Annotated in this window: 17 protein-coding genes, 1 tRNA gene and 1 pseudogene; 6 read left to right on the forward strand and 13 right to left on the reverse strand. The window is 73.0% G+C overall.

The window, feature by feature from the left end:
* Together OJ962_RS16005 and OJ962_RS16010 are read right to left on the reverse strand one after the other, a co-directional pair.
* A partial coding sequence (locus OJ962_RS16005) for a sigma-70 family RNA polymerase sigma factor (protein WP_270006467.1) occupies nt 1-1,281 on the reverse strand: 1,281 nt, incomplete at its 3' end.
* Complete coding sequence (locus tag OJ962_RS16010; RefSeq protein ID WP_270006468.1) at nt 1,278-2,915, reverse strand: carboxypeptidase-like regulatory domain-containing protein; 1,638 nt, start codon at nt 2,913-2,915, stop codon at nt 1,278-1,280. The genes OJ962_RS16005 and OJ962_RS16010, both read right to left, overlap by 4 nt.
* A gap of 217 nt (nt 2,916-3,132) precedes the next feature.
* Between OJ962_RS16010 and OJ962_RS16015 the strand changes: the two genes are divergently transcribed.
* On the forward strand, nt 3,133-3,861 hold the full coding sequence (locus tag OJ962_RS16015; protein ID WP_270006469.1) for a helix-turn-helix transcriptional regulator: 729 nt from the start codon (nt 3,133-3,135) through the stop codon (nt 3,859-3,861).
* 6 nt (nt 3,862-3,867) lie between these two features.
* On the opposite strand, the gene OJ962_RS16020 is transcribed toward OJ962_RS16015, so the two are convergent.
* The 5 genes from OJ962_RS16020 to OJ962_RS16040 all read right to left on the reverse strand — a co-directional run bounded on the left by OJ962_RS16020 (nt 3,868) and on the right by OJ962_RS16040 (nt 10,186).
* Nucleotides 3,868-5,571, reverse strand: a complete 1,704-nt coding sequence (locus OJ962_RS16020; RefSeq protein WP_202954883.1) for a GGDEF domain-containing protein — start codon at nt 5,569-5,571, stop codon at nt 3,868-3,870.
* A complete protein-coding gene (locus OJ962_RS16025; RefSeq protein WP_202954884.1) occupies nt 5,540-6,142 on the reverse strand; it encodes a hypothetical protein in 603 nt (200 codons plus the stop codon). Before OJ962_RS16025 ends, OJ962_RS16020 begins: the two co-directional genes overlap by 32 nt.
* Before the next feature lie 74 nt (nt 6,143-6,216).
* Nucleotides 6,217-6,933, reverse strand: a complete 717-nt coding sequence (locus OJ962_RS16030) for a helix-turn-helix transcriptional regulator (protein ID WP_202954885.1) — start codon at nt 6,931-6,933, stop codon at nt 6,217-6,219.
* 141 nt (nt 6,934-7,074) lie between these two features.
* Entirely contained in the window at nt 7,075-7,440 is a 366-nt protein-coding gene (locus tag OJ962_RS16035; protein ID WP_202954886.1) for a response regulator transcription factor, read from the reverse strand.
* 103 nt (nt 7,441-7,543) lie between these two features.
* Nucleotides 7,544-10,186, reverse strand: coding sequence for a DUF11 domain-containing protein (locus OJ962_RS16040; RefSeq protein ID WP_270006470.1), 2,643 nt, complete (start codon nt 10,184-10,186; stop codon nt 7,544-7,546).
* 605 nt (nt 10,187-10,791) lie between these two features.
* Between OJ962_RS16040 and OJ962_RS16045 the strand changes: the two genes are divergently transcribed.
* Nucleotides 10,792-11,499: a L,D-transpeptidase gene (locus OJ962_RS16045; RefSeq protein ID WP_270006471.1), complete on the forward strand. Its 708-nt coding sequence runs from the start codon at nt 10,792-10,794 to the stop codon at nt 11,497-11,499.
* On the opposite strand, the gene OJ962_RS34445 is transcribed toward OJ962_RS16045, so the two are convergent.
* Together OJ962_RS34445 and OJ962_RS16050 are read right to left on the reverse strand one after the other, a co-directional pair.
* Entirely contained in the window at nt 11,489-11,830 is a 342-nt protein-coding gene (locus tag OJ962_RS34445) for a transposase (RefSeq protein ID WP_202955216.1), read from the reverse strand. The two genes, OJ962_RS16045 and OJ962_RS34445, sit on opposite strands and share 11 nt — an antisense overlap.
* A 174-nt stretch (nt 11,831-12,004) precedes the next feature.
* A pseudogene (locus OJ962_RS16050) lies at nt 12,005-12,636 on the reverse strand (transposase); the annotation flags it as partial.
* 20 nt (nt 12,637-12,656) lie between these two features.
* On the opposite strand from OJ962_RS16050, the gene OJ962_RS16055 reads away from it, so the two are divergent.
* Nucleotides 12,657-12,812, forward strand: a complete 156-nt coding sequence (locus OJ962_RS16055) for a hypothetical protein (protein ID WP_202954890.1) — start codon at nt 12,657-12,659, stop codon at nt 12,810-12,812.
* Between the two features lie 133 nt (nt 12,813-12,945).
* Here OJ962_RS16055 and OJ962_RS16060 read toward each other — a convergent pair.
* Nucleotides 12,946-13,018: transfer RNA gene (locus OJ962_RS16060), tRNA-Phe, on the reverse strand.
* A gap of 117 nt (nt 13,019-13,135) precedes the next feature.
* On the opposite strand from OJ962_RS16060, the gene OJ962_RS16065 reads away from it, so the two are divergent.
* Nucleotides 13,136-13,966, forward strand: a complete 831-nt coding sequence (locus OJ962_RS16065) for a M23 family metallopeptidase (protein ID WP_202954891.1) — start codon at nt 13,136-13,138, stop codon at nt 13,964-13,966.
* Here OJ962_RS16065 and OJ962_RS16070 read toward each other — a convergent pair.
* The 3 genes from OJ962_RS16070 to OJ962_RS16080 are packed head-to-tail and all read right to left on the reverse strand — an operon-like array spanning nt 13,955 to nt 17,258.
* A complete protein-coding gene (locus OJ962_RS16070) occupies nt 13,955-14,338 on the reverse strand; it encodes a CAP domain-containing protein (protein WP_202954892.1) in 384 nt (127 codons plus the stop codon). The two genes, OJ962_RS16065 and OJ962_RS16070, sit on opposite strands and share 12 nt — an antisense overlap.
* 57 nt (nt 14,339-14,395) lie before the next feature.
* Nucleotides 14,396-16,648: a DEAD/DEAH box helicase gene (locus OJ962_RS16075; protein ID WP_270006472.1), complete on the reverse strand. Its 2,253-nt coding sequence runs from the start codon at nt 16,646-16,648 to the stop codon at nt 14,396-14,398.
* Complete coding sequence (locus tag OJ962_RS16080; RefSeq protein WP_202954893.1) at nt 16,632-17,258, reverse strand: DUF2867 domain-containing protein; 627 nt, start codon at nt 17,256-17,258, stop codon at nt 16,632-16,634. Before OJ962_RS16080 ends, OJ962_RS16075 begins: the two co-directional genes overlap by 17 nt.
* Here OJ962_RS16080 and OJ962_RS16085 point away from each other — a divergent pair.
* Together OJ962_RS16085 and OJ962_RS16090 are read left to right on the forward strand one after the other, a co-directional pair.
* Nucleotides 17,257-17,835 (forward strand): TetR/AcrR family transcriptional regulator, encoded by a 579-nt coding sequence (locus tag OJ962_RS16085; protein ID WP_255525886.1) that lies wholly within the window; start codon nt 17,257-17,259, stop codon nt 17,833-17,835. The genes OJ962_RS16080 and OJ962_RS16085 overlap by 2 nt on opposite strands.
* 41 nt (nt 17,836-17,876) lie before the next feature.
* Nucleotides 17,877-18,173 (forward strand): hypothetical protein, encoded by a 297-nt coding sequence (locus OJ962_RS16090; protein WP_202954895.1) that lies wholly within the window; start codon nt 17,877-17,879, stop codon nt 18,171-18,173.
* Nucleotides 18,174-18,181 lie beyond the last annotated feature (8 nt).

Genomic DNA, 18,181 nt, shown 5'->3' on the forward strand with positions numbered 1-18,181 from the left:
GCCGGGCGGGGGGCGGGCCGCGGGGGCGACGGGGGGCGGGGCGGTAGGCGACGCCACGAGGGCGGGCGGGGCCGCCGCCGCCGGCGCCGCGGCCCGCTGCCGCGCGGCGCGCGAGCGCGCCGCGTTGCGGCGTTGACGCTTGGCCCGGCGCGCCTCCGAGGCCGCGCGTGATGCGGTCCGCGCGCGGGCTGCCCGACCGGGCCGCGCCCTGTCGTGTTCGGCCGCTTCGCCGGATCGCGTCGCCCGCTTCTCGCCGGTGGAGGGCGCACCCGCTGGCGGGGAGATCGCGGGCCGCGTCAGTCCGCGGCGGTCCGCGGCGGCCTGGCCGGCACCGGCACCCGGCGTGCCGCTGGTCACGGCCGCGCCCGGAGGCTCCGGCGCGCTGTGGCCGGGCGGCCGATCGAAGAGCCGGACGCCGGCGAACGCCGTCACGGCCACCGCGCCGGCGGGCGCCGCCGCCAGCCCGGCCTGGCGAGCGCGCCGCGCGGGACGCGGGCGGTCTCGCGGCCCGGGCGCCGCCCCGCTCCCTCCGCCGCGCCGCGCGGCAACCACCGCCGCGGCGGGCGGGGTCACGGCGGCGAGCCCGCGCATGCGCAGCACGCGGTACCGGCAGGCCGAGCAGTCCTCGAGGTGCTGCGCCGCGAGGCGGCGTCGCTCCCCGCCGGTGTCGAGCAGGCCAAGCGCATAGGCCCTGATGAGCGACTCCCTTCGATCGCACCACTCGCCGCGCTCGATCTCGCCGAGCAGATCGCCGAGCTTCTTCGACACGCCGTCCATCAGCTTCTCCATCCGCCGCGGGCTCACACCGAGCACCCGGGCGGCGTCCCGGCGCGTGTAGGCGTGCACGTAGCAGAGCGCCGCGGCCTGCTGCTCGCGCACCGTCAGCCGCTCACGCAGCCCTTCGACGAACTGGCCGAGCCGGACATGGTCGTCAAGCCGCTCGGCGAGGTCGGGCTCCACCATCGGCAGCTCGACGTCGTCGACGGCCGCACGACGGTCCGGGTGCAACGCGCGCACCTCGTCGAGGGCACGCCGCTCGGCGATCGTGATCACCAGCCCGGCGCGGTTCGCGATCGGCTCGCCGGCCGCAAGCCGCGTGTACACGCCATGCCAGGCCTGGTTGTAGGACGCTTCAAGGTCCGCGTCGTCGAGGCGAAGGCCGCGCGCGGCGAGCTTGCCCCGCAGCGTGCTGAGGACCTCGGGCTTGAGCCGCTCGTAGTCCTGCGCGACGATCGCGTCGGCGCGCTGGCGCCGATACCGCGACTCGGCAAGCGCGGTCATCGGATGTCGACGTCGACGAGCTGGCGCTCGCTGCGCACGACCGGCCACGGCCACCCGGGCGTGGACTCGACCACCGTCCGGAACGAGAACGTCGTGTCGCGCGTCAGGTGGACGAACCGGTAGCGCCAGCGGTACCGGCCGTCTGCGCGGGCGCGGGCGACGCCGACCGGCGCCCAGCGTCCGTTGACGATCGACTCGACGCGTACGATCGCGCCGCGGGCCGACGGCCCCGCGCCGCGCAGCCGTCCTTGCAACGTGAGCGTGCGCCCCTTCACCAGCGAGCCGGGGTGCGGCTCGGCGCTGAGCCGCAGACGCGTCCGGACCGTCACGGACGCGCTTGCGGCCGGCGCGCTCCCGGCGGCGGGGACGAACGCAACGGTGATGCGCCGCGCGCCGTCACCACGGGCGGGCACGGTGAAGCGTCCGCGCTGGTCGGTCGTGACCCGCGCGAGCGGGCGCGGCTCGGGGTCGTCGACGCCGAGGTCGAGCGAGGTCACCTCGAGCCGGGCGCCGGCGAGCGGTGCGCCCCGCGGCGTCCGCAACGTCCCGGTCACGTGCGCTGTGGCCCCGGCGCCGTGGACGATCGATCGCCGCGCCAGCCGCAGCTCGGCCGCTCGGAGCGCCTGCGCCGGCCCGGGCGCAGGTGCCGCCAGCACGGCGGGCGGCGTCACGGGCACGGGGCGCGGATCGGCCACGGTCGGGGCCCGCACCTCGAACTCGACGGGTCCCCAGCCGGTGACGTTGCCCGCCGCGTCGGCGACGGTCCCGGACGCGGTGTGGTGCCCGGCGGTGAGCGCGCCGGCATCGACGCGGAAGTGCTCGGCCACGGAGGTCGGACACGGAACGGCGGTCACGTACGGCTCGCGGCACCCCGTGGACGCGGTCTGCGCCGGCCTGCCGTCAATCGAGAGAGACACCGACTCCACGCCGCCGCCCCGGTCCCACGCGGAGACCGTCAAGACCGCCGCGCCAGGCGCCACCGGCCCGTCCACGAGCTGGCCCGACACCGTCGGAGCCGCCGGCGGCTCCAGGTCTTCGAGGGTCACCTGCGCGCGGTACAGCGCGGCCTGCGCCGGCGTGCGGTCCGGTCGCTGGCACCACGACCGCTCGCACGAGACCTGCAACCGCACCGCGTCGAGCGGCGCCCGACGCTGCGTGACTTCGTTGGCCGGCGCGAGCGGGTCACCCGGATCCCCGGCGGCCGTGCATGTCCACGTGCTGCAGCCGTACGGCACCGCCGCACCGCCGGCGCTCTCCGCCACCGCGGCGCCGTAGTCGAAGCTGCGCAGGAACTGCGGCGGCGCGACCGCCAGCGAGCGCCACAGCCGGTAGCCGGCGATCCGCGTCCCGGGCGGAGCGGACAACGCCGCCATCCCGACGACGGCGCTGCTGAACTCCCGGCCTGGCGCCAGCGAGACGCTCAGCGCGCCGCCCTGGGCGCAGGTGTCGGCGAAGGTCACGTCGCCCGCCGCCGCGTTCACCGTCGTCGACGTCCACGCCGCGGCGCTCAGCGGCTCGCCCGCCGGCCCGCGACACGACCACACCGAGTACGTCTTGGCGTGGACGACCGCCGGCAGGGTCAGGCACACTCCCACCGCGGCGGCCGACGCGTAGCTCAACCAGCCCTTGCCCATGTCAGCCCGGCGAGCGTACACCTTCGGGGACGCCATCTCCGGCCTTACGGCTACGACCTTGGGATGATCTTCGGCGCCGGACCTGGTCCGGCAGCGCACGCCCGGTGGCTCAGGGCGGGAAGATCATCCCAACGTCGTAGGCCACGTCGACGGCGCACGGCTCATACTCGGCGCGATGCGGAGGCGGCCGAGCGAGGCAGCGCGTGGATCTGCGCCGGTGCTCACACCGGTCGACCTCACGCCCCCAGGCGACGGACTGCTGCAGCTGATGGCCTCGGCCCTGCGGGTCGTCGTCACGGTGGTCCCCGCCGCGGTCGCCATCTTCTACGTCGTCACGCGGCGGCTACGCGTCGGCGATGGGGTGTTCACGCCGCCGCCGCCCGCGCTGGCCCAGCTGCCGGACGAGTGGGCCGAGCGCCACCGCAGCCCGGACTTCGTCGATCCGTTCGCCGCCAGCCGCGTCGCCGACGTCAGCGCCCCCGTGCTGCACCTCGACGACGTGCTCCCCCGGGAAGCGCTCGCCGACTCGTCGTACGGACGCTTCCTGGCGCGGTACGGCGTCGACGACCAGCTCGCGCTCTACGTCCGCGCGTCCGGCGCGATCGTCGGCGCCATCACGCTGATGCGCACGGCCGAGGCACCGGCGTTCGATCCCCGCGAGCGGCTGCTGCTGCGACGGCTCCAGCCCCTGGTCGAGCACGTCTACGTCGAGGCGCGCGAGCCGGCGGTGGCGTCGGACCGCCACGAGGCGCTGCTCCTGGCGAGCCTCACGCCGCGCGAAGCGGAGGTCGCCCAGCTCGTGGCCGGGGGCTCGACCAACGCGGAGATCTCGCGGGCGCTGTACATGAGTCTTCCGACCGTGAAGACCCACGTGACGCAGATCTACGCCAAGCTCGGGGTGCGCAACCGGACCCAGCTCGCGATTCTGCTCGGCCCGCGGGCGTGACCGTCGTCAGGCGTACGGGCCGCGGAACGCGGCGAGCCGGCCCTCCCCGGCGGCGCGCGCTTGACGGCAGGCGGCCTCGGCGCCGGCGATCAGCGCTTCCGGCGTCGTGAGCCTGCGGGAGGCGTCGGCGACGCCGACGCTCGCGCTCAGCCCGCGCTGCAGGAGCGCGGCCTGAACCTCGCGTCCGGCCGCGGCGCAGGCGTCGAGGTCGGCGCCGGTGAGCACCGCGGCGAGCGTCCCGGCTCCGATCCGCGCGGCGTCCGCGCCCGTGTGCGCGCGCATCACCGCGGCCGCGACGAGCAGCGCCTCGTCGCCGGCCGCGAAGCCGTGCTCGGCGTTGAGCCGGCGAAGGTCATCCAGCTCGACCACGAGCACGCTGAGCGGCCGCCCGGAGGCGCACGCCCGCTGGACGTCCGCATGCAGCAGGTCGCGGAAGCGCCGGTGGTTGGCCAGCCCGGTCAGCTCGTCCTGCAGATCGGGGTTCCGGAGCCGCTCGTGCAGGTCGATGGCTTCGATCGACGCGGCGGTCTGCGCCGCGAGATACGCGAGCAGCTCGCTCTGCTCGCGCGAGAACGGCCCGCTCGTCCGGCAGACCGCGAGCGCGCCGAGGATCACGGGATCTCGCGACGCCAGCAGCGGACGCCCGATCGCCCACAACCCGTGGTCGTCGCTCGACGCGGTCGCGTCCCCGGCGAGCGCCGCCCGCTCGACCGAGAGCAGCGCCTCCGAGTCGGCGTCGCCCGAGCGCGCGGGCACCGCCTCGAAGACGGACGACTCCAGCGCGCCGGCAAGTCGCGCCCGGCCGGCCGTGCCGGCGACGGCGTCGACGGCGGTCCCGAGCGCGACCTCGAGCATCGCGTCGCGGTCGAGGCTGTAGCCGAGCGATCGTGCCGTGCGGTGGATGGCCACCCGTACGCGCTCGCGCTCGCGCTCGACCTCGTCGAGCCGGTCGAGCGCGGCGTTCACCCGCTGGGTCCGGTCGCGTGCGAGCGCCGCCAGCAGCAGGGCCAGGGGCAGGGTCGCGAGCACGCCGAGCGGCTCGTGGGCGGCGGCCGTCGCGGTCACGAGTCCGGCGGGCACGAGCGTCGCGTCGACCGCGTAGACGGTGAGCATGACCCGCAGCTGGAGCGAAGGGCGGATGCCGCGACCGAGCCACTCGCGTCCGACGGACAGGACGCAGTCGAGCGCGATCTGCGCCGCGAACGCCGCGGCGAGCACCGCCCACTGGCCGGTGGCCGCGTCCGGCTCGCCCGCGGCGCTGAGCACCACCACCGGCGCGAACGCGTACCCCGCGTCGCCGACCGCGGTGAGCAGCCGGCTGGGGGACTGCCGCCCCGCTAGCACCTCCGGGAGCGCGCCGCATACCAGCGCCACGACGACGACCAGTGGCACCAGCCCGAGCGGCAGCAGGAACAGCAGCGGGACGAAGACGAGCTGCGTGGCGAGCGCGGACCCGCCACCGACATACAGCCGCACGTGCGTGCAGACCGCGAACGCGAACACGCCCGCGACGAGCGAGCCGACGTCCAGCGAGCGCGCCGACGGCAGGGCGACCGCGGCGGCCAGCGCTCCGCCCGCGACGAGCGCCGCGAGCGCGAGCTCGACCCGCAGCTCGCGTTCGCTCAGCCCACGCGGGCGGTCGGGGCGCGACCGCGCAAGCAGCTCCTCGACACCGCCCTCAGCCCTTGCTGTAGGGGTCGACGTAGACATCGTCAATCTCCCATGTGCTCAAGCCCAGCGACGTGAAGCGCAGCGCGACCCGCGTACGTCCGCCGAGCGCCAGCAGGTTCGCCAGCACCGGCATGGGCGGTGATGGAGCCCAGCCGCCCCCGGAGCTCACCAGCAGGCCCACGGGCAGACCGATTCGCAGGCCGAGGACCGTCGTCACCACGACCTCGACCGCGAGCGAGCCCAACGGCGATCCCGTCTTGCGGACGAAGAAGCGCAGCGACGGGTGGTGGAGTCCCACGCAGATCTCCGGCGACTTCGCGGTCCCTCCCGGCGCCAGCTCCAGGGCGTGCGCGTCCGTCGCCGCGCGCTTGTTGAGGGGCTGGTTGCCCTCGACCACGATGGCGCGCGACCGCTGCCAGCCGCTGGCTCCGCCCTCGAAGCCACCGTCGCCGACGAGCACGTAGTTCGCGTCGTCCGCCCACGGCGCGAACGGGCGCTCGAGCGTCTCCGGCGGGCAGTTGTAGGCCGGGCGCACGAGGATCTGCGCGTGCGCTGGGGCGGCGGAGAACGCGAAAACGGCGACGACGGCGAACACCAGTGCGAGCGGCATGCGGCGCATCGTCGCCGCCGGCGACGCGCCCGTGTGCCGTCGGCCGCGAGGATCAACCCTAAGTCGCAGGCCGCTCATGCGCTCGCCACCGTCGGCGCGGCGCCCAGGACCACGGCCAGCTGCGTTCTCGTCCGCACGCCGACCTTGGCGTAGATCTTCGTCAGGTGAGTCTTGACGGTCGCCTGGCTCATCGCCAGCGCCTGCGCAATGTCCGCGTTGCTGGACCCGCTCGCGACCAGCGCGGCGACCTGGCGTTCCCGGCGGGTCAGGGCGTCGACCGGCTCGCGCGCGGCCAGCGGGTCGGCCGCCACCGCCTCTGCGGCGCCGACGAGCAACGACTGCTCGAGCAGCAGCGACAGACGCCTGAGCAGCAGCAAGTTCGCGGGCTCGAACGGCGGCATGCCCGCCTCGCGGAACAGCCCGATGGCCGCGACGATCCGCCGGTCGCGCCGCAGGTAGAGGAACGCCGGGTATCCGTACCCGTTGTCGAGCAGGCGCCGTCCGTAGATCGAGTTGAAGAAGCGCGTGGTCCCGCCGATCTCGGCCACCGACAGCACGACGTCGCGACGGTCCTGAGCGCGGCGCGGGCTGAACGGGTCGACCGGCTCCAGCCGCCGCAGCAGTTCCGCGAGGCGCTCGGCCGGGGCGGCGTGCTCCGAACGGCCACGGCTTGCGACCTCGCGATCAAGGGTCCCGGACTCGTCGACCGCGAGGGCAACGACCAGCGAGGCCGGAATGAGCGCATGCAGCGCGTCGACGGCCAAGCCCAGCAAGACGTCCTCCCTGCTCACCCCTACCCCCGAAAGGTTCGTGCCCCGAGATTCTGGACGCGAGCGTCTCCTACGCCGGCCCGTCCACGCAAGCATGGCAGGGCGAACTCATCCGAAAGTCGGAGACGGCGGGTAGGAGACCCGCCGCCCTCGACCGTGTCCTCACGATTCGATGCCGCGCAGCGCCTTCAGCGCGTGTTGCAGGCGCTCGGCTTCGGCCGTCGCCGGAGCGAGCTCGTCGAGGCGCGCCTCGAGCTCGCGGATCTGCCGTTCGATCAGCGGCGACGTCTCGTCGGCGTGCCGCGCGGGCGGCGGCCGCAGCGGGTGGCTCGTGCAGTGCTCGAGGTAGTAGCGGGTGGCCTGGATGCGGTTCCGGACCCCGATCTTCCTGTACATGTTCGTCAGGTGCGTCTTGATCGTGCCCGGCGTGACCCCCAGCTGGCGCGCGATGTCGGGGGTGGTGTTGCCGGCCGCCAACAGCGCGAGGGTCTCGAGCTCGCGCGGGGTGAGCGGTTCGTTCCCTCGCACCCGAGCGGGTTCGTTGCGTTGGCCCATGGCGTTCAGTCGGTCGACTGCTCCCGCTGGGTGCGGCGCCGCCCGGCGGCGCCGCACCCTGGTGGTGGGGAGGGAGCTACCCGGTCACCCCCGGGGAGGGGTTGACCACCCGCACCGACCGCCTGGCCGTGGCGGGCTTGACGTCGGACGAGCTGACCGTCGCGCGGTTGACCTTGCGGCCGCTGGCGCCCTTGGCCGCGCGCACCGTCACCCGGAACGTGCGGCTCTTGCCGGCGGCGAGCGAGGTGACCGTCCAGCACCGCTGGCTCCCGCTGCGCCGCGCGCGCGGCGACGAGCTGACGAAGGTCAGGCCCGACGGCAGGCGGTCGCAGACCTCCACGTTGCGGGCCACGCCCTTGGACGGGTTGCTGACGCGGATGCGGTAGCTCAACGTCGATCCCGCCTGGACGGAGGCCCGGCTGGCCACCTTGGTCAGCCGCAGCGGCACCTTCTGGACGTCGACGTCTGCCGTGTCCATGTTGTTGCCCGGCGTCGAGTCGGTCCCGCAGCAGCTCGTCGCGCTGGCAGCGTTGCGCACCCGGCCGCTCTTGAGCGGCGCGATGATCATCGTCACCGTGACGCTCTTGCCCGGCTCGATCCGGCCCAGCTGACAGCTCACGGGCAGTTGTTGCGTGCAGGTGCCCTGGGTCGTGCGCGCGGACACCAGGGTCGCCGGGGAGTTGAGCGTGTCGGTGACCTCGGCCGCCGGGGCCGCGCCCGGGCCGTTGTTGCGGACCACGACCCGGTACGTGAGCCGCTGGCCGACGAGCGGCCGCGCGAGGCCGGCACGCTTGTCGACCGCCAGGTCGAAGGCCTCGGGCGCCGGCGCGGCTGGCACCGCTGGCACGCAGACCACGGCCGACGCGCGGTTGTCGTCTGCCGCCGGATCGCTGCGCGAGCCCTGCGCCTGTGCCGTGTTGGTGATGCACCCGGGCGCCGCCGTGGTGTTGGTGGTCACCAGCACCTGCGCCGAGCCGCCGTTGCGGAGCGCGCCGAGATCGCACGCGACGCGGTTGTTGGCCGTGGTGCACGACCCCTGGCTGGCCTCCGCCGCGACGAGCGTCAGCCCGGCCGGGAGCGGGTCGGTCACCTTCACGTCGGGATCGTCGCTCGGCCCGTTGTTGCGAACCACGAGCGTGTACATGACCTGTCCACCGCCGGCGGGCACGGTCTGCGTCGAAGCGGTCTTGGTCATCGACACCGCCGACCGGGCCACGATCGGGACGCAGATCGTCGAGCTGTTGTTGCTCGTGTTCGGGTCCAGGGTCGCCCCGGCCGTCGTCGCGGTGTTGCGCAGGCAGCTGGTGAGCGAGCTCGCGACCTGGCCGGTGATCGTGAAGGTCTTCGACGCGCCGACCGCGAGATCGCCGACCGCACACGTCACCGTACCGCTCGCCTCGTTGCAGCCCGGGCTCGCCGAGGTGAACGTGACCTCGGCCGGCAGCTTGTCGGTGATCGTCTCGTTGACCGCCGTGCTGGGGCCGTTGTTGGTCACCCTCAGGGAGAACGTCACGTCCTCGCCCGGGACGATCGGCGACGACGTCGCGCGCTTCTCGAGCACCACGTCCGCCATGGCCGAGTTCATGACGTTGCACGTGTAGTAGGTCGCGCTCGCGACTGTCAGCGTCCACGTTGGCCCGGTGCCGCCCGTGGCCACCGGGTTGCCGTTGGAGTCCTTGCACGCGAGCGAGCTCTGGTACTCGCCCAGCGGCGTCGGCGAGCCGGGAGCCATCGCGTCGGTGATCGTGTACGTCCTGCCCTGGCTCACCGGCCAGTTGGTCGTCGACGCCGTCGTCGCGGTGCCGGACGTCGTCGCCGAGTCCAGCGCCCGCCCCGTGTCCTCGACCAGCCCGACGACGAACTGGTCGGCCGGCCGCACCCGGCCGTTGACCGTCTTGGTCACCGTGATGGTCGGCACCGGCGCGCTCGCGCACCGCCCGCCGTCGTTGCCTCCCGACGGCTGTCCCGTGGAGGCGAGGATCGTGGCACGCGTGGTCGTGTCGACGCGGTAGACGTTGCCGTTCGCGTTCTGGCTTCCGTAGAGGTACCCGGAGGCGTCGACGAAGACGGCGCCGATGCCGCCGCCCGAGAACCCGACGGGCCCCAGGTCGATCACGCGGCCGGTGGCCGGATCGAAGCGCGCGAGATGCGTGGGCCCGGTCGGCACCGTCGCGCTGACGAGCGCGTGCAACGAGCCATTGACGAACGCCCAGTCGGCCATGCCGCCCGGCTGCAAGCCCGGGTCCCACGTGAACGTGCCCGACCGCAACACGCTCGGGGTCGGGGTCGTCAGGTCGACTTCGTACCAGTTGACGGTGTTGGCCACCCAATAGTGGCCATCGGGGCCCACGTCGCCGACGTGGTGACCCTCGGTGGCGGGGATGGTGCCGCCCGGCCCGGTGGGCGATCCGAGGTCGTCGACGCTGCCGTCGCTGTGGACGCGCACGATCGACAACGTCGGGGTGGCCGGGTCGTCCTCGTTGTTCTGCCGGCCGTAGTAGAAGCCGTCGAGCTGGTTGAACCCGACGGCGTTGACCGGATGTGCAAGATCGACCAGCTTGGTCTGCTGACCGCTGGCGAGGTCGACCCGATAGATCTCGTTCGTCCCGGCGGTGGGCGTCTGGAACAGGTAGCCGAACGCGTCGCACGACCACGCGCTCGCCTGGGCCGACGCCGACGGGGCGGCCACCGCCATCGTCGCCAGCGCCAAGGCCGTCACCACAGCAGCACGTACCCGGCCCCTGGAGCGCCGGAAGCGCGCACCCGGCCCGCGGGCGTCCGGGTCGTCACTGGATGAGCGTGCTTCGAACATGCGTGTCCCTCCCGTATGGGCACTGGCATCCTCCACGCGTGAAGTGACACGCGCGGATCAGCGGGCGTCTCAGCCCGGCTGGTGTTGACTTACTGTGAGTGGAGGTTGCGGAATGACCTCACGACAGCTCGGTCACTGACAGCTGATGACCTGGTCGTGCCGGCCGAAGCGGCGCGCCAGCGCGCCGGAGGACTCTTCCGACGGGCCGTCGTGCCGATCGCAGACCATATGCGGTGTGAGTCTCTGCCGCATGGCAGAGCCCGTCTTTCATCCCAAGGTCGTATCCGACCACCGGGGGTCGCTGTGCGTTCACATACGCGTGACTACGACCAAAGAGTGATTCCGGCGGTGACGCTTACCAGCGACGGCCTCGTGCTGACTAGGCTGGCCACCCCGGGGGCGCGTCCCGGATGCAGACAGCCATGCGACGTCCACGACTCACAGGCGAGGGACCCGGGCGACTGACGCTTCGGCGCCACGCGCGCGCGCTCGTAGCGGTGGGCGCGATCGCCGTGACAGGCCCCACGCCCGCCCATGCGCAAGCGCCGACGCCGACGCCGACGCCGACGCCGTTCACGGTCGCCGCGCCGTCCCGCGCGAACGGCTCGACCGTCGCGCGACTCGTCGCGCCCGCGTTCGCTCGCCATGACCTGCGCGCCGCGAAGTCCGGCCGCCGGCTGGGGACGACGACCTCGTGGTCGGCGCAGCCGCAGGCGCTGCTGGTGCTCGAGGGGGCGACGTTCGAGGGGCAGGACTGGGTGAAGGTGCTGCTGCCGACCCGCCCGAACGGCTCCACCGGGTGGGTCCCGCGCGACCGCGTCGCGCTCGGCCGCAGCCGCTACTGGATCACGGTCCGCCTGCGCACGCGGCGCGTCACCGTCTACCGCGACGGCAAGCGCGTACGCTCGTTCCGCGCGGTCATCGGCGCCCGGGCGACGCCGACCCCGCTCGGGCTCGCCGCCATCTACGAGCGCAACCGCCAGCCGAACCCCCGGGTATTCGTCGGTCCATGGGTGCTGTCCCTGACCAGCCTCTCGAACGTCCTCGAGAGCTACGGCGGCGGCCCGGGACGGGTCGCGATCCACGGCCGGTCCGGCGCCAGCCTGCGCGACCCGCTCGGCAGTGCCCGCTCGCACGGCTGCATGCGCGTCAATAACCGCGATGTCCGCTGGCTCGCCACGCGGGTGCCGGCCGGCACGCCGGTGCACGTCAGGCGCTGACGTGCCGGATGGAATGGAATCGACTGACGTGCCACCTCGTACACCGGGCCCGGTCAAACGCCCCAGAGTCAAGTCCCGGGACGTGGTGTAGGAGGCCGTCAAGGTGGGCGACCGCTTCCGAGAGCCGATCGCGGGCCTCGGTGAGGCTGTCGGCGGCAAAGATCAGGCGGCTCAGCGCGCCGAGCGCGCCATGCTGATCCTTGCGCGCCGGCCCGAAGCAGTCCTGGAGGAAATGGACGGTGCAGCGCTGCCAGGCGCAGCCGAGGACCTTGGCGATCGCGGCCTTCAGGCCGGCGCGGGCGTCGCTGATGGCGAGCTGGACGCCGACCAGGGCCGCGAGCGACCAGCCCGCGCAGCAAGCTGGTCAGAACGCCTCGGTCACGTCCTCGCCGACATCGATCGAGAGGATTCGCGGCGGCCGGTCTCGTGGACGCCGTGCGCGATCACCAACGCCTTGTTCACCACCCGGCCGCCGTCGCGACCTTCTCGATCTTGGCGTCTAGGAAGAGCGCGAGATGCGCAACCCCAGGCTCAGGCAGGTCACCAGCTCTCGACGGAGCGCGCCGTGGCTTTGCACGTAGAGCGCCTGATCGATCGCCTCGTGCGAGATCCGCATGCTCGATCATCCGGGAACTCAAGCTTGGGCCGTTTCAGAGATCTGCTGCGGGCTCCACGCATCACTTACTGGCGGTCCTGACGACGGGGCTTGTTGCGGCCCTTCCATGCCGGTGTCTCCGGCCCACTCGCGGGTGTCCCGTCGGCTCGACGGACCGCTCCGGCCAAGCGCTCCTGCACGTACTCGCGCAAACGCTCGTTGGGACCAGCTTGGCCGTCTTGGGGCGCCGCGCGATCAGCTCGGCCTTCCACTGCGCCACCGAGGCCCGGTTCTCGAGCCGGCCGCAGCGCGTCGCGGCATTGCGCCGCAACTCCCACGAGATCGTCGAAGGCGACCTGCCGAGCCACCGGGCGGTTTCGCGGATCCCGACGCCTTGCGCCTTCAGGATCGCGGATCTTCTCGCGCTCGACAAACGACACGTAGCGGCCGCTGAGCGGCCGCCCGCGATCACGCCGCACACGCTGCGCCGCGCGTTCGTGACCTTGTCGGCCCGGGCCGGCCGCAGCCCGTCGTGGGTGCAGGCACAGATCGGCCACGCGACATGACCACGATGCAGCGCTACTACATGCAGGCCTCGCGCTCGGAGATCCGGCCTCGGATCAAGCGCCTGGTGGAGTACCTGCTCGGCGAGGCCGTCATGACCGCCGAGGACGTCGGCGATGCCGGGATCGAGCGACTGCTGGATGGGACTCGATGAGCCGAATGACCGGAGATTCACGGCCATTTAGGCACAGGTTCCCGGCCTCCGGCGGTTCTTGTGCCCAAACCCCCGGGCTCGGAGAACCGCCCTCAGAACGAGAAAACCGCCTGCTGGCAGGCGGTTTCGGCGATGGCGAGACCCGGACTCGAACCGGGGACACCACGATTTTCAGTCGTGTGCTCTACCAACTGAGCTATCTCGCCGCGGGCGCTTAGGCTAGCGCGTCGTGACGGGCGCAGGGGAAGACCGCGCCGTCGACAGCCTCGCAGGATCTCCTGCAGTGATTTACGAAAGATTGATCACATGCCGAAATAGGGCCTGTGATCGTCGTTCTTGCCGCAGCCATCGCCCTGCTAATCGCGCCTGCCGCCCACGCCCAGAGCGGCGGGACGGCGGCCCCGACGGCGCGCGGCTTCACGGCCACGCCGCACGTGGTGACCGAGGGGGCGGCGGTGACGTTCGCGTTCAATGCGACGCCGAAGGCGCTCACGCGTGTCGACCTGATCGCGCCCGGCAAGCCCGCCGTGCGCGCGAAGCTCGGGCGGGTGAGCGGGAGCGGCGCGGTGAAGGCGACGTGGACGGCGACGCTCACGCCCGGCCGGTACACGGCGCGGCTCGTGGTGACGGTCCGAAACAGCAAGCAGTACTTCCGGCAGACGCTGACGGTCGCGCCCAAGGCGCCGCCGACGCCGCCCGCGGCGCTGACGACGTCCGTCGGCTCGAAGATCTTCCCCGTGCAGGGCCCGTACACGTTCGGGGGCGAGCAGTCGAAGTTCGGCGTCGGCCGCGTCGGGCACACGCACCAGGGCCAGGATCTTGCCGCGGCGGAGGGCACGCCGGTGGCCACGCCGGTCGCCGGCACGGTCCAGCACGTCGCCTATCAGGCCAGCGGCGCGGGCTACTACGTCGTGATCGCGGGCGTCGATGGCCGCCACTACGTCTTCATGCACCTGCAGGAGAACTCCACCGTCGTCGCCAAGGACCAGTTGGTCACCGCCGGGCAGCGGATCGCGAACGTGGGCAACACGGGCGGCTCGAGCGGCCCGCACCTGCACTTCGAGATCTGGGTCAACGGCTGGCGTGCGTCCGCGGCGTCCGCGCCGGTCGACCCGCTCCCCGAGCTGCAGGCCTGGGCGGCTTCAGCGGGCTAGGTGCAGCACGCGGATCGTCGTCCCGCCCGCGCGGGCGGCACCGGCGCCGACGTGCGTGTACCGCGGTGAGAGCACGAGCCGCCGGTGCGGCGGGGAGTCCATCCAGGCTCGAACCGCGTCCGCCGGCGACAACCCGTCGCCGCGCGCGAGTGCTTCACCGAGCGCGCTGAAGCGCCCGCCGTCGACACGGATACGCGCATCGTGCGCGAACCGCCCGCTCCGCGCCAGCCGGTCCGCGAACCGGTCCGAGGACCGCTCGAGCACCACGCTCGACGCGAGCGGCGGCAATGCACGACGGGCACGTTCGGCGTTGACCGCGGCGACCGTCGGGTCCAGGGCGGCGAGGGAGAGCAGCAGCGCGGCGGAGGTCATGCCCGGGACCCTCCCGGCGGGCACTAAGCCACCTGTGAGAGCGCCGTGAGGGTGTTCTCACGCGCCCAGCATGCGCCGCATCAACGCGGCCGAGCCGGCTTTCGACAGCGGCTCGTTCAGGTTCCCGCACTTGGGGGACTGCACGCAGGACGGGCACCCCGACTCGCACGGGCACTCGCTCACGAGCCGGAAGGCGTCGCCCACCAGGCGCTCGAACGCCTCGTAGCCGCGCCGCGAGATCCCGATCCCGCCGGGGTGGCCGTCGTAGATGAAGATCGTCGGCCCGCCCGTCTGCGGGTGGAAGTTCGTCGAGAGCCCGCCGATGTCCCAGCGGTCGCACATCGCCAGCAGCGGCAGGACCGCGATCTGGGCGTGCTCGGCCGCGTGCAGCGTCCCCACGTCGTCATCTGACAGCTCGTACCAGAGCGCCTGCGTCGCGAACGACGTCTGCGGGAGGTCCAGAGGAATGAGGTCCATCGCCTCGTGATCGTTCAGCCGCCGCCGCTGGTAGGCCAGCACCTGCTCGCTCACCACCACGCGCCCGAAGGACAACCGAACGCCGAGCACGGTGCGCGTCGCCAGCACCTCCTCGATCCGCGTGTCGGTCTCGCGCTTGGGCTGCGTGTACCAGTTGCCGTCGAACGGCCGCACGAACGCGCGCCGGTCCTCGAGCTGCAGGGCCGCGACCTCGAACGACCGCCCGCCGTGCAGGTACACGGCGCCCTGGTGGACCGTCGAGGGCGCCGGCCCGGCGTCGACCGTGCCGATCACCTCGCCGGTCCCGCCGTCGATCACGGACACGGGATCGAGCCCGGCGGACCGCAGCGACACGTCGCCCGCCGGGTACTGGTCCGCGTGCCGGGGAACGAACGTTCCGTCCGGCCGCGCACGCAGCACGCCCTGGCCGACCAGCACCTGCGCGGCCTCCTTCCACTCCGGTCCGAAGATCGGCTCGTCCTCGTGCGAGAGCGCGCCCTCGTGCGCGGCGCACACCAGGTGCCCGGCGAACAGCTGCTCGTTGTGGGGATCGAGGATCGCCGCCTCGACCGGCCGCTCGAGGAACTCGTCCGGGTGCCGGCAGAAGAACTGGTCGAGCGCGTCCTCACCCGCCACGTATACGGCGAGCCCGCGCCCGCGCCGCCCCGCGCGCCCCCACATCTGCTTCAGCGACGCCACCGTCCCCGGGAACGTCACGCAGATCGCGGCGTCCAGCGCGCCGATGTCGATGCCGAGCTCCAGCGCGTCCGTGGCCACCACGCCGATCAGCTCGCCGTCCATCAGCCGCCGCTCCAGCTCGCGCCGCTGCGCGGGCGTGTAGCCCGCGCGGTAGGGCGCGATCCGCTCCGCGAGCTCCGGGTGGCCGCGCTTGCGCAACTCCACATCGGCGAACTTGGCCATCAGCTCGATGCCCTTGCGCGACTTCATGAACACGATCGTCCGCGCGCCCTCGATCGCGAGGCTCACGAGCAGGTCCGCGGCCTCGGACAGGGCCGAACGCCGGCGCGCCGTCTCCTCGTCGACCACGGGCGGGTTCCACATCGCGATCGTGCGCCGCGTGCCGGGTGAGCCGTCGCGATCGACCACCTGCATGCCGTCGAGCCCGGTGAGCCGCGTGGCCAGCTCGCCCGGGTTGGCCACGGTCGCGCTCGCGAGCAGGAACCGCGGCGCCGTCCCGTAGAACTCGCAGATCCGCCGCAGCCGCCGGATCACGTTCGCGACGTGGGAGCCGAAGACGCCGCGGTACACGTGCGCCTCGTCGATCACGACCACCGCCAGCCCGCTGAAGAACCGCTCCCACTGGCGGTGGTTCGGGAGGATGCCGACGTGCAGCATGTCCGGGTTGGTGAGGATCAGGTTCGCGCGCCGGCGCAGCTCGGCCCGGTGCTCGCGCGGGGTGTCGCCGTCGTAGATCGCCGGCAGCAGCCGCTTGAAGTTGAACGCGTGCAGCGCCCGCGCCTGGTCCTGTGCGAGCGCCTTGGACGGGTACAGGTACAGCGCCCGCGCCATCGGGGCGGTCGCGAGCGTCTGCAGCGTCGGCAGCTGGAAGCACAGCGACTTGCCGGACGCCGTGCCCGTGGTGACGATCGTCGGCCCCGCGAACGCGGCGTCCAGCGCCTCGGCCTGGTGGCCCCACAGGAAGTCGACGCCGCGCCGCTTCAGGGCGGCGACGACGTCCGGGTGCAGATCGGCGGGAATCGGGACCATCGTCCCCTGACGCTCGTGCTGCATCGCCTGCCGCACCAGCCGGTCGTCGATCCGGCCGGAGCTGAGCAAGCCGTCCCACGGCTCATGATCACGAACGACCCCCACCCTTCGATCCTAGGCCCGTCTGCCACTGCCGGCCGATCGTTTCCAGCAACATGGGGTAAACGATCGCGAGCCGGAACGGTTTGATGGCCGCCAGATAGGCGCGTCCGAACCAGCCCGCTGGCTTGACCAGCACCGCCATCTGGGCGTTGTGGCCGTCGTCGCTCTCCACCCAGCCGATGTGCAGCAGCCCGTGGACCGTCTTGTTGGCGAGCTCGGCCACCCACTCGTCGCCGGTCAGGTAGACCGAGTCGAACACCGCTCGCTGCGGCTCGTCGCGGCCCGGCACGGCGGTGATGTCCGGCCCGCGCGGCCCGTCGCGCAGATCGGGCGGGAGCCGCTCGCGCAGTGACGGCACGCGCCCGTCGGTCCCGCCGCCCTCCTGGTCCCAGCCGAACAGCTTCCCCAGCTGCCAGCGCAGCGCGAACAGCGCCCGGAACGCGACCGGGAAGTCGCCAGGCTCGCCACGGGAGACGAACTGCTCGACGAGCCGCGGGAAGTTCTCCTTGCGTCCGGGCGTCGGGAGCGCCCAGACGTCCTCGAGGTCGAAGTCCGCCGCGAGCGCGTGGATGCGCCACGGGTGGGAGAAGTGCGTGCCGTCGGGAAGCCGCATGCCGTCACCTCCATACAGTGGTGTACGGAACGGACCGTACAGTACTGTACGGGCCATCGCAACCCGTGAGGACTGGACCCGCGCCGCGCTCGTCGCGATGGCCGAGAGCGGCGTCGCCGGCGTGGCCGTCGACCGCCTGACCAAGGCCGTCGGCGCCACCCGCGGCAGCTTCTACTGGCACTTCAAAGATCGCGACGAGCTCGTCCAGGCCGCGCTGCTGCTGTGGGAGCGCGAGAACACGACCGAGCTGATCCCGGAGGGCGAGGCGGTGCGCGACCCGCAGGCGCGGCTGCGCGCGCTCTTCGCGCGCGTGTACGAGCCGCCCGCGGACCCGATCGAGGTCGCGCTGGCCAAGGCGGCCGACGATCCGCTGGTGGCGCCCGTGTTCGCCCGCGTGGTCGCTTCGCGGATCGCGTTCTTGCGCACCCTCTTCCTCGAGCTGGGCTGCGAGGAAGAGGAGGCCGACTCGCGCGCGTGGCTGGCGTACGGGTTCTACGTCGGCCACCATCAGCTCGGGCCGGTCCCGGGCCGGCCGGCGGGCCTCGGCCGCATCGTCGAGCTGCTCGGTGGGGCGTAGACCCGATCGCCCGGGCGGCCGGAGCGGTCGATACCGCCCTCATGCCCAGCAAGCTCACCCTGTCCGCGCTCGGCGCGGTCTGCGCCCTCGCCGCTCTTCCCGCGCCCGCCCACGCGACCGACGTCTGCAACGAGGCCGAGAACTCGCACCGCGGCGGCTACACCGTCAACGGCGGTCCGGTCGACCCGAACCCGCCCGCGTTCCTGCGCGGCTCGCAGATGCGCGTCGGCAAGGGCGGCGAGGGCCTCGTCAATGCCGCCCTCCACTCGCCCGCGCTGCGCACGTGCGGCCCCGACGACACCGGTGGCGGCGGCGGGGGTCCCATCTCCGACGTGTGAGCTAGATT

The sequence above is a fragment of the Solirubrobacter deserti genome (assembly GCF_027587175.1).
GTDB classification, from domain to species: Bacteria; Actinomycetota; Thermoleophilia; order Solirubrobacterales; family Solirubrobacteraceae; genus Solirubrobacter; species Solirubrobacter deserti.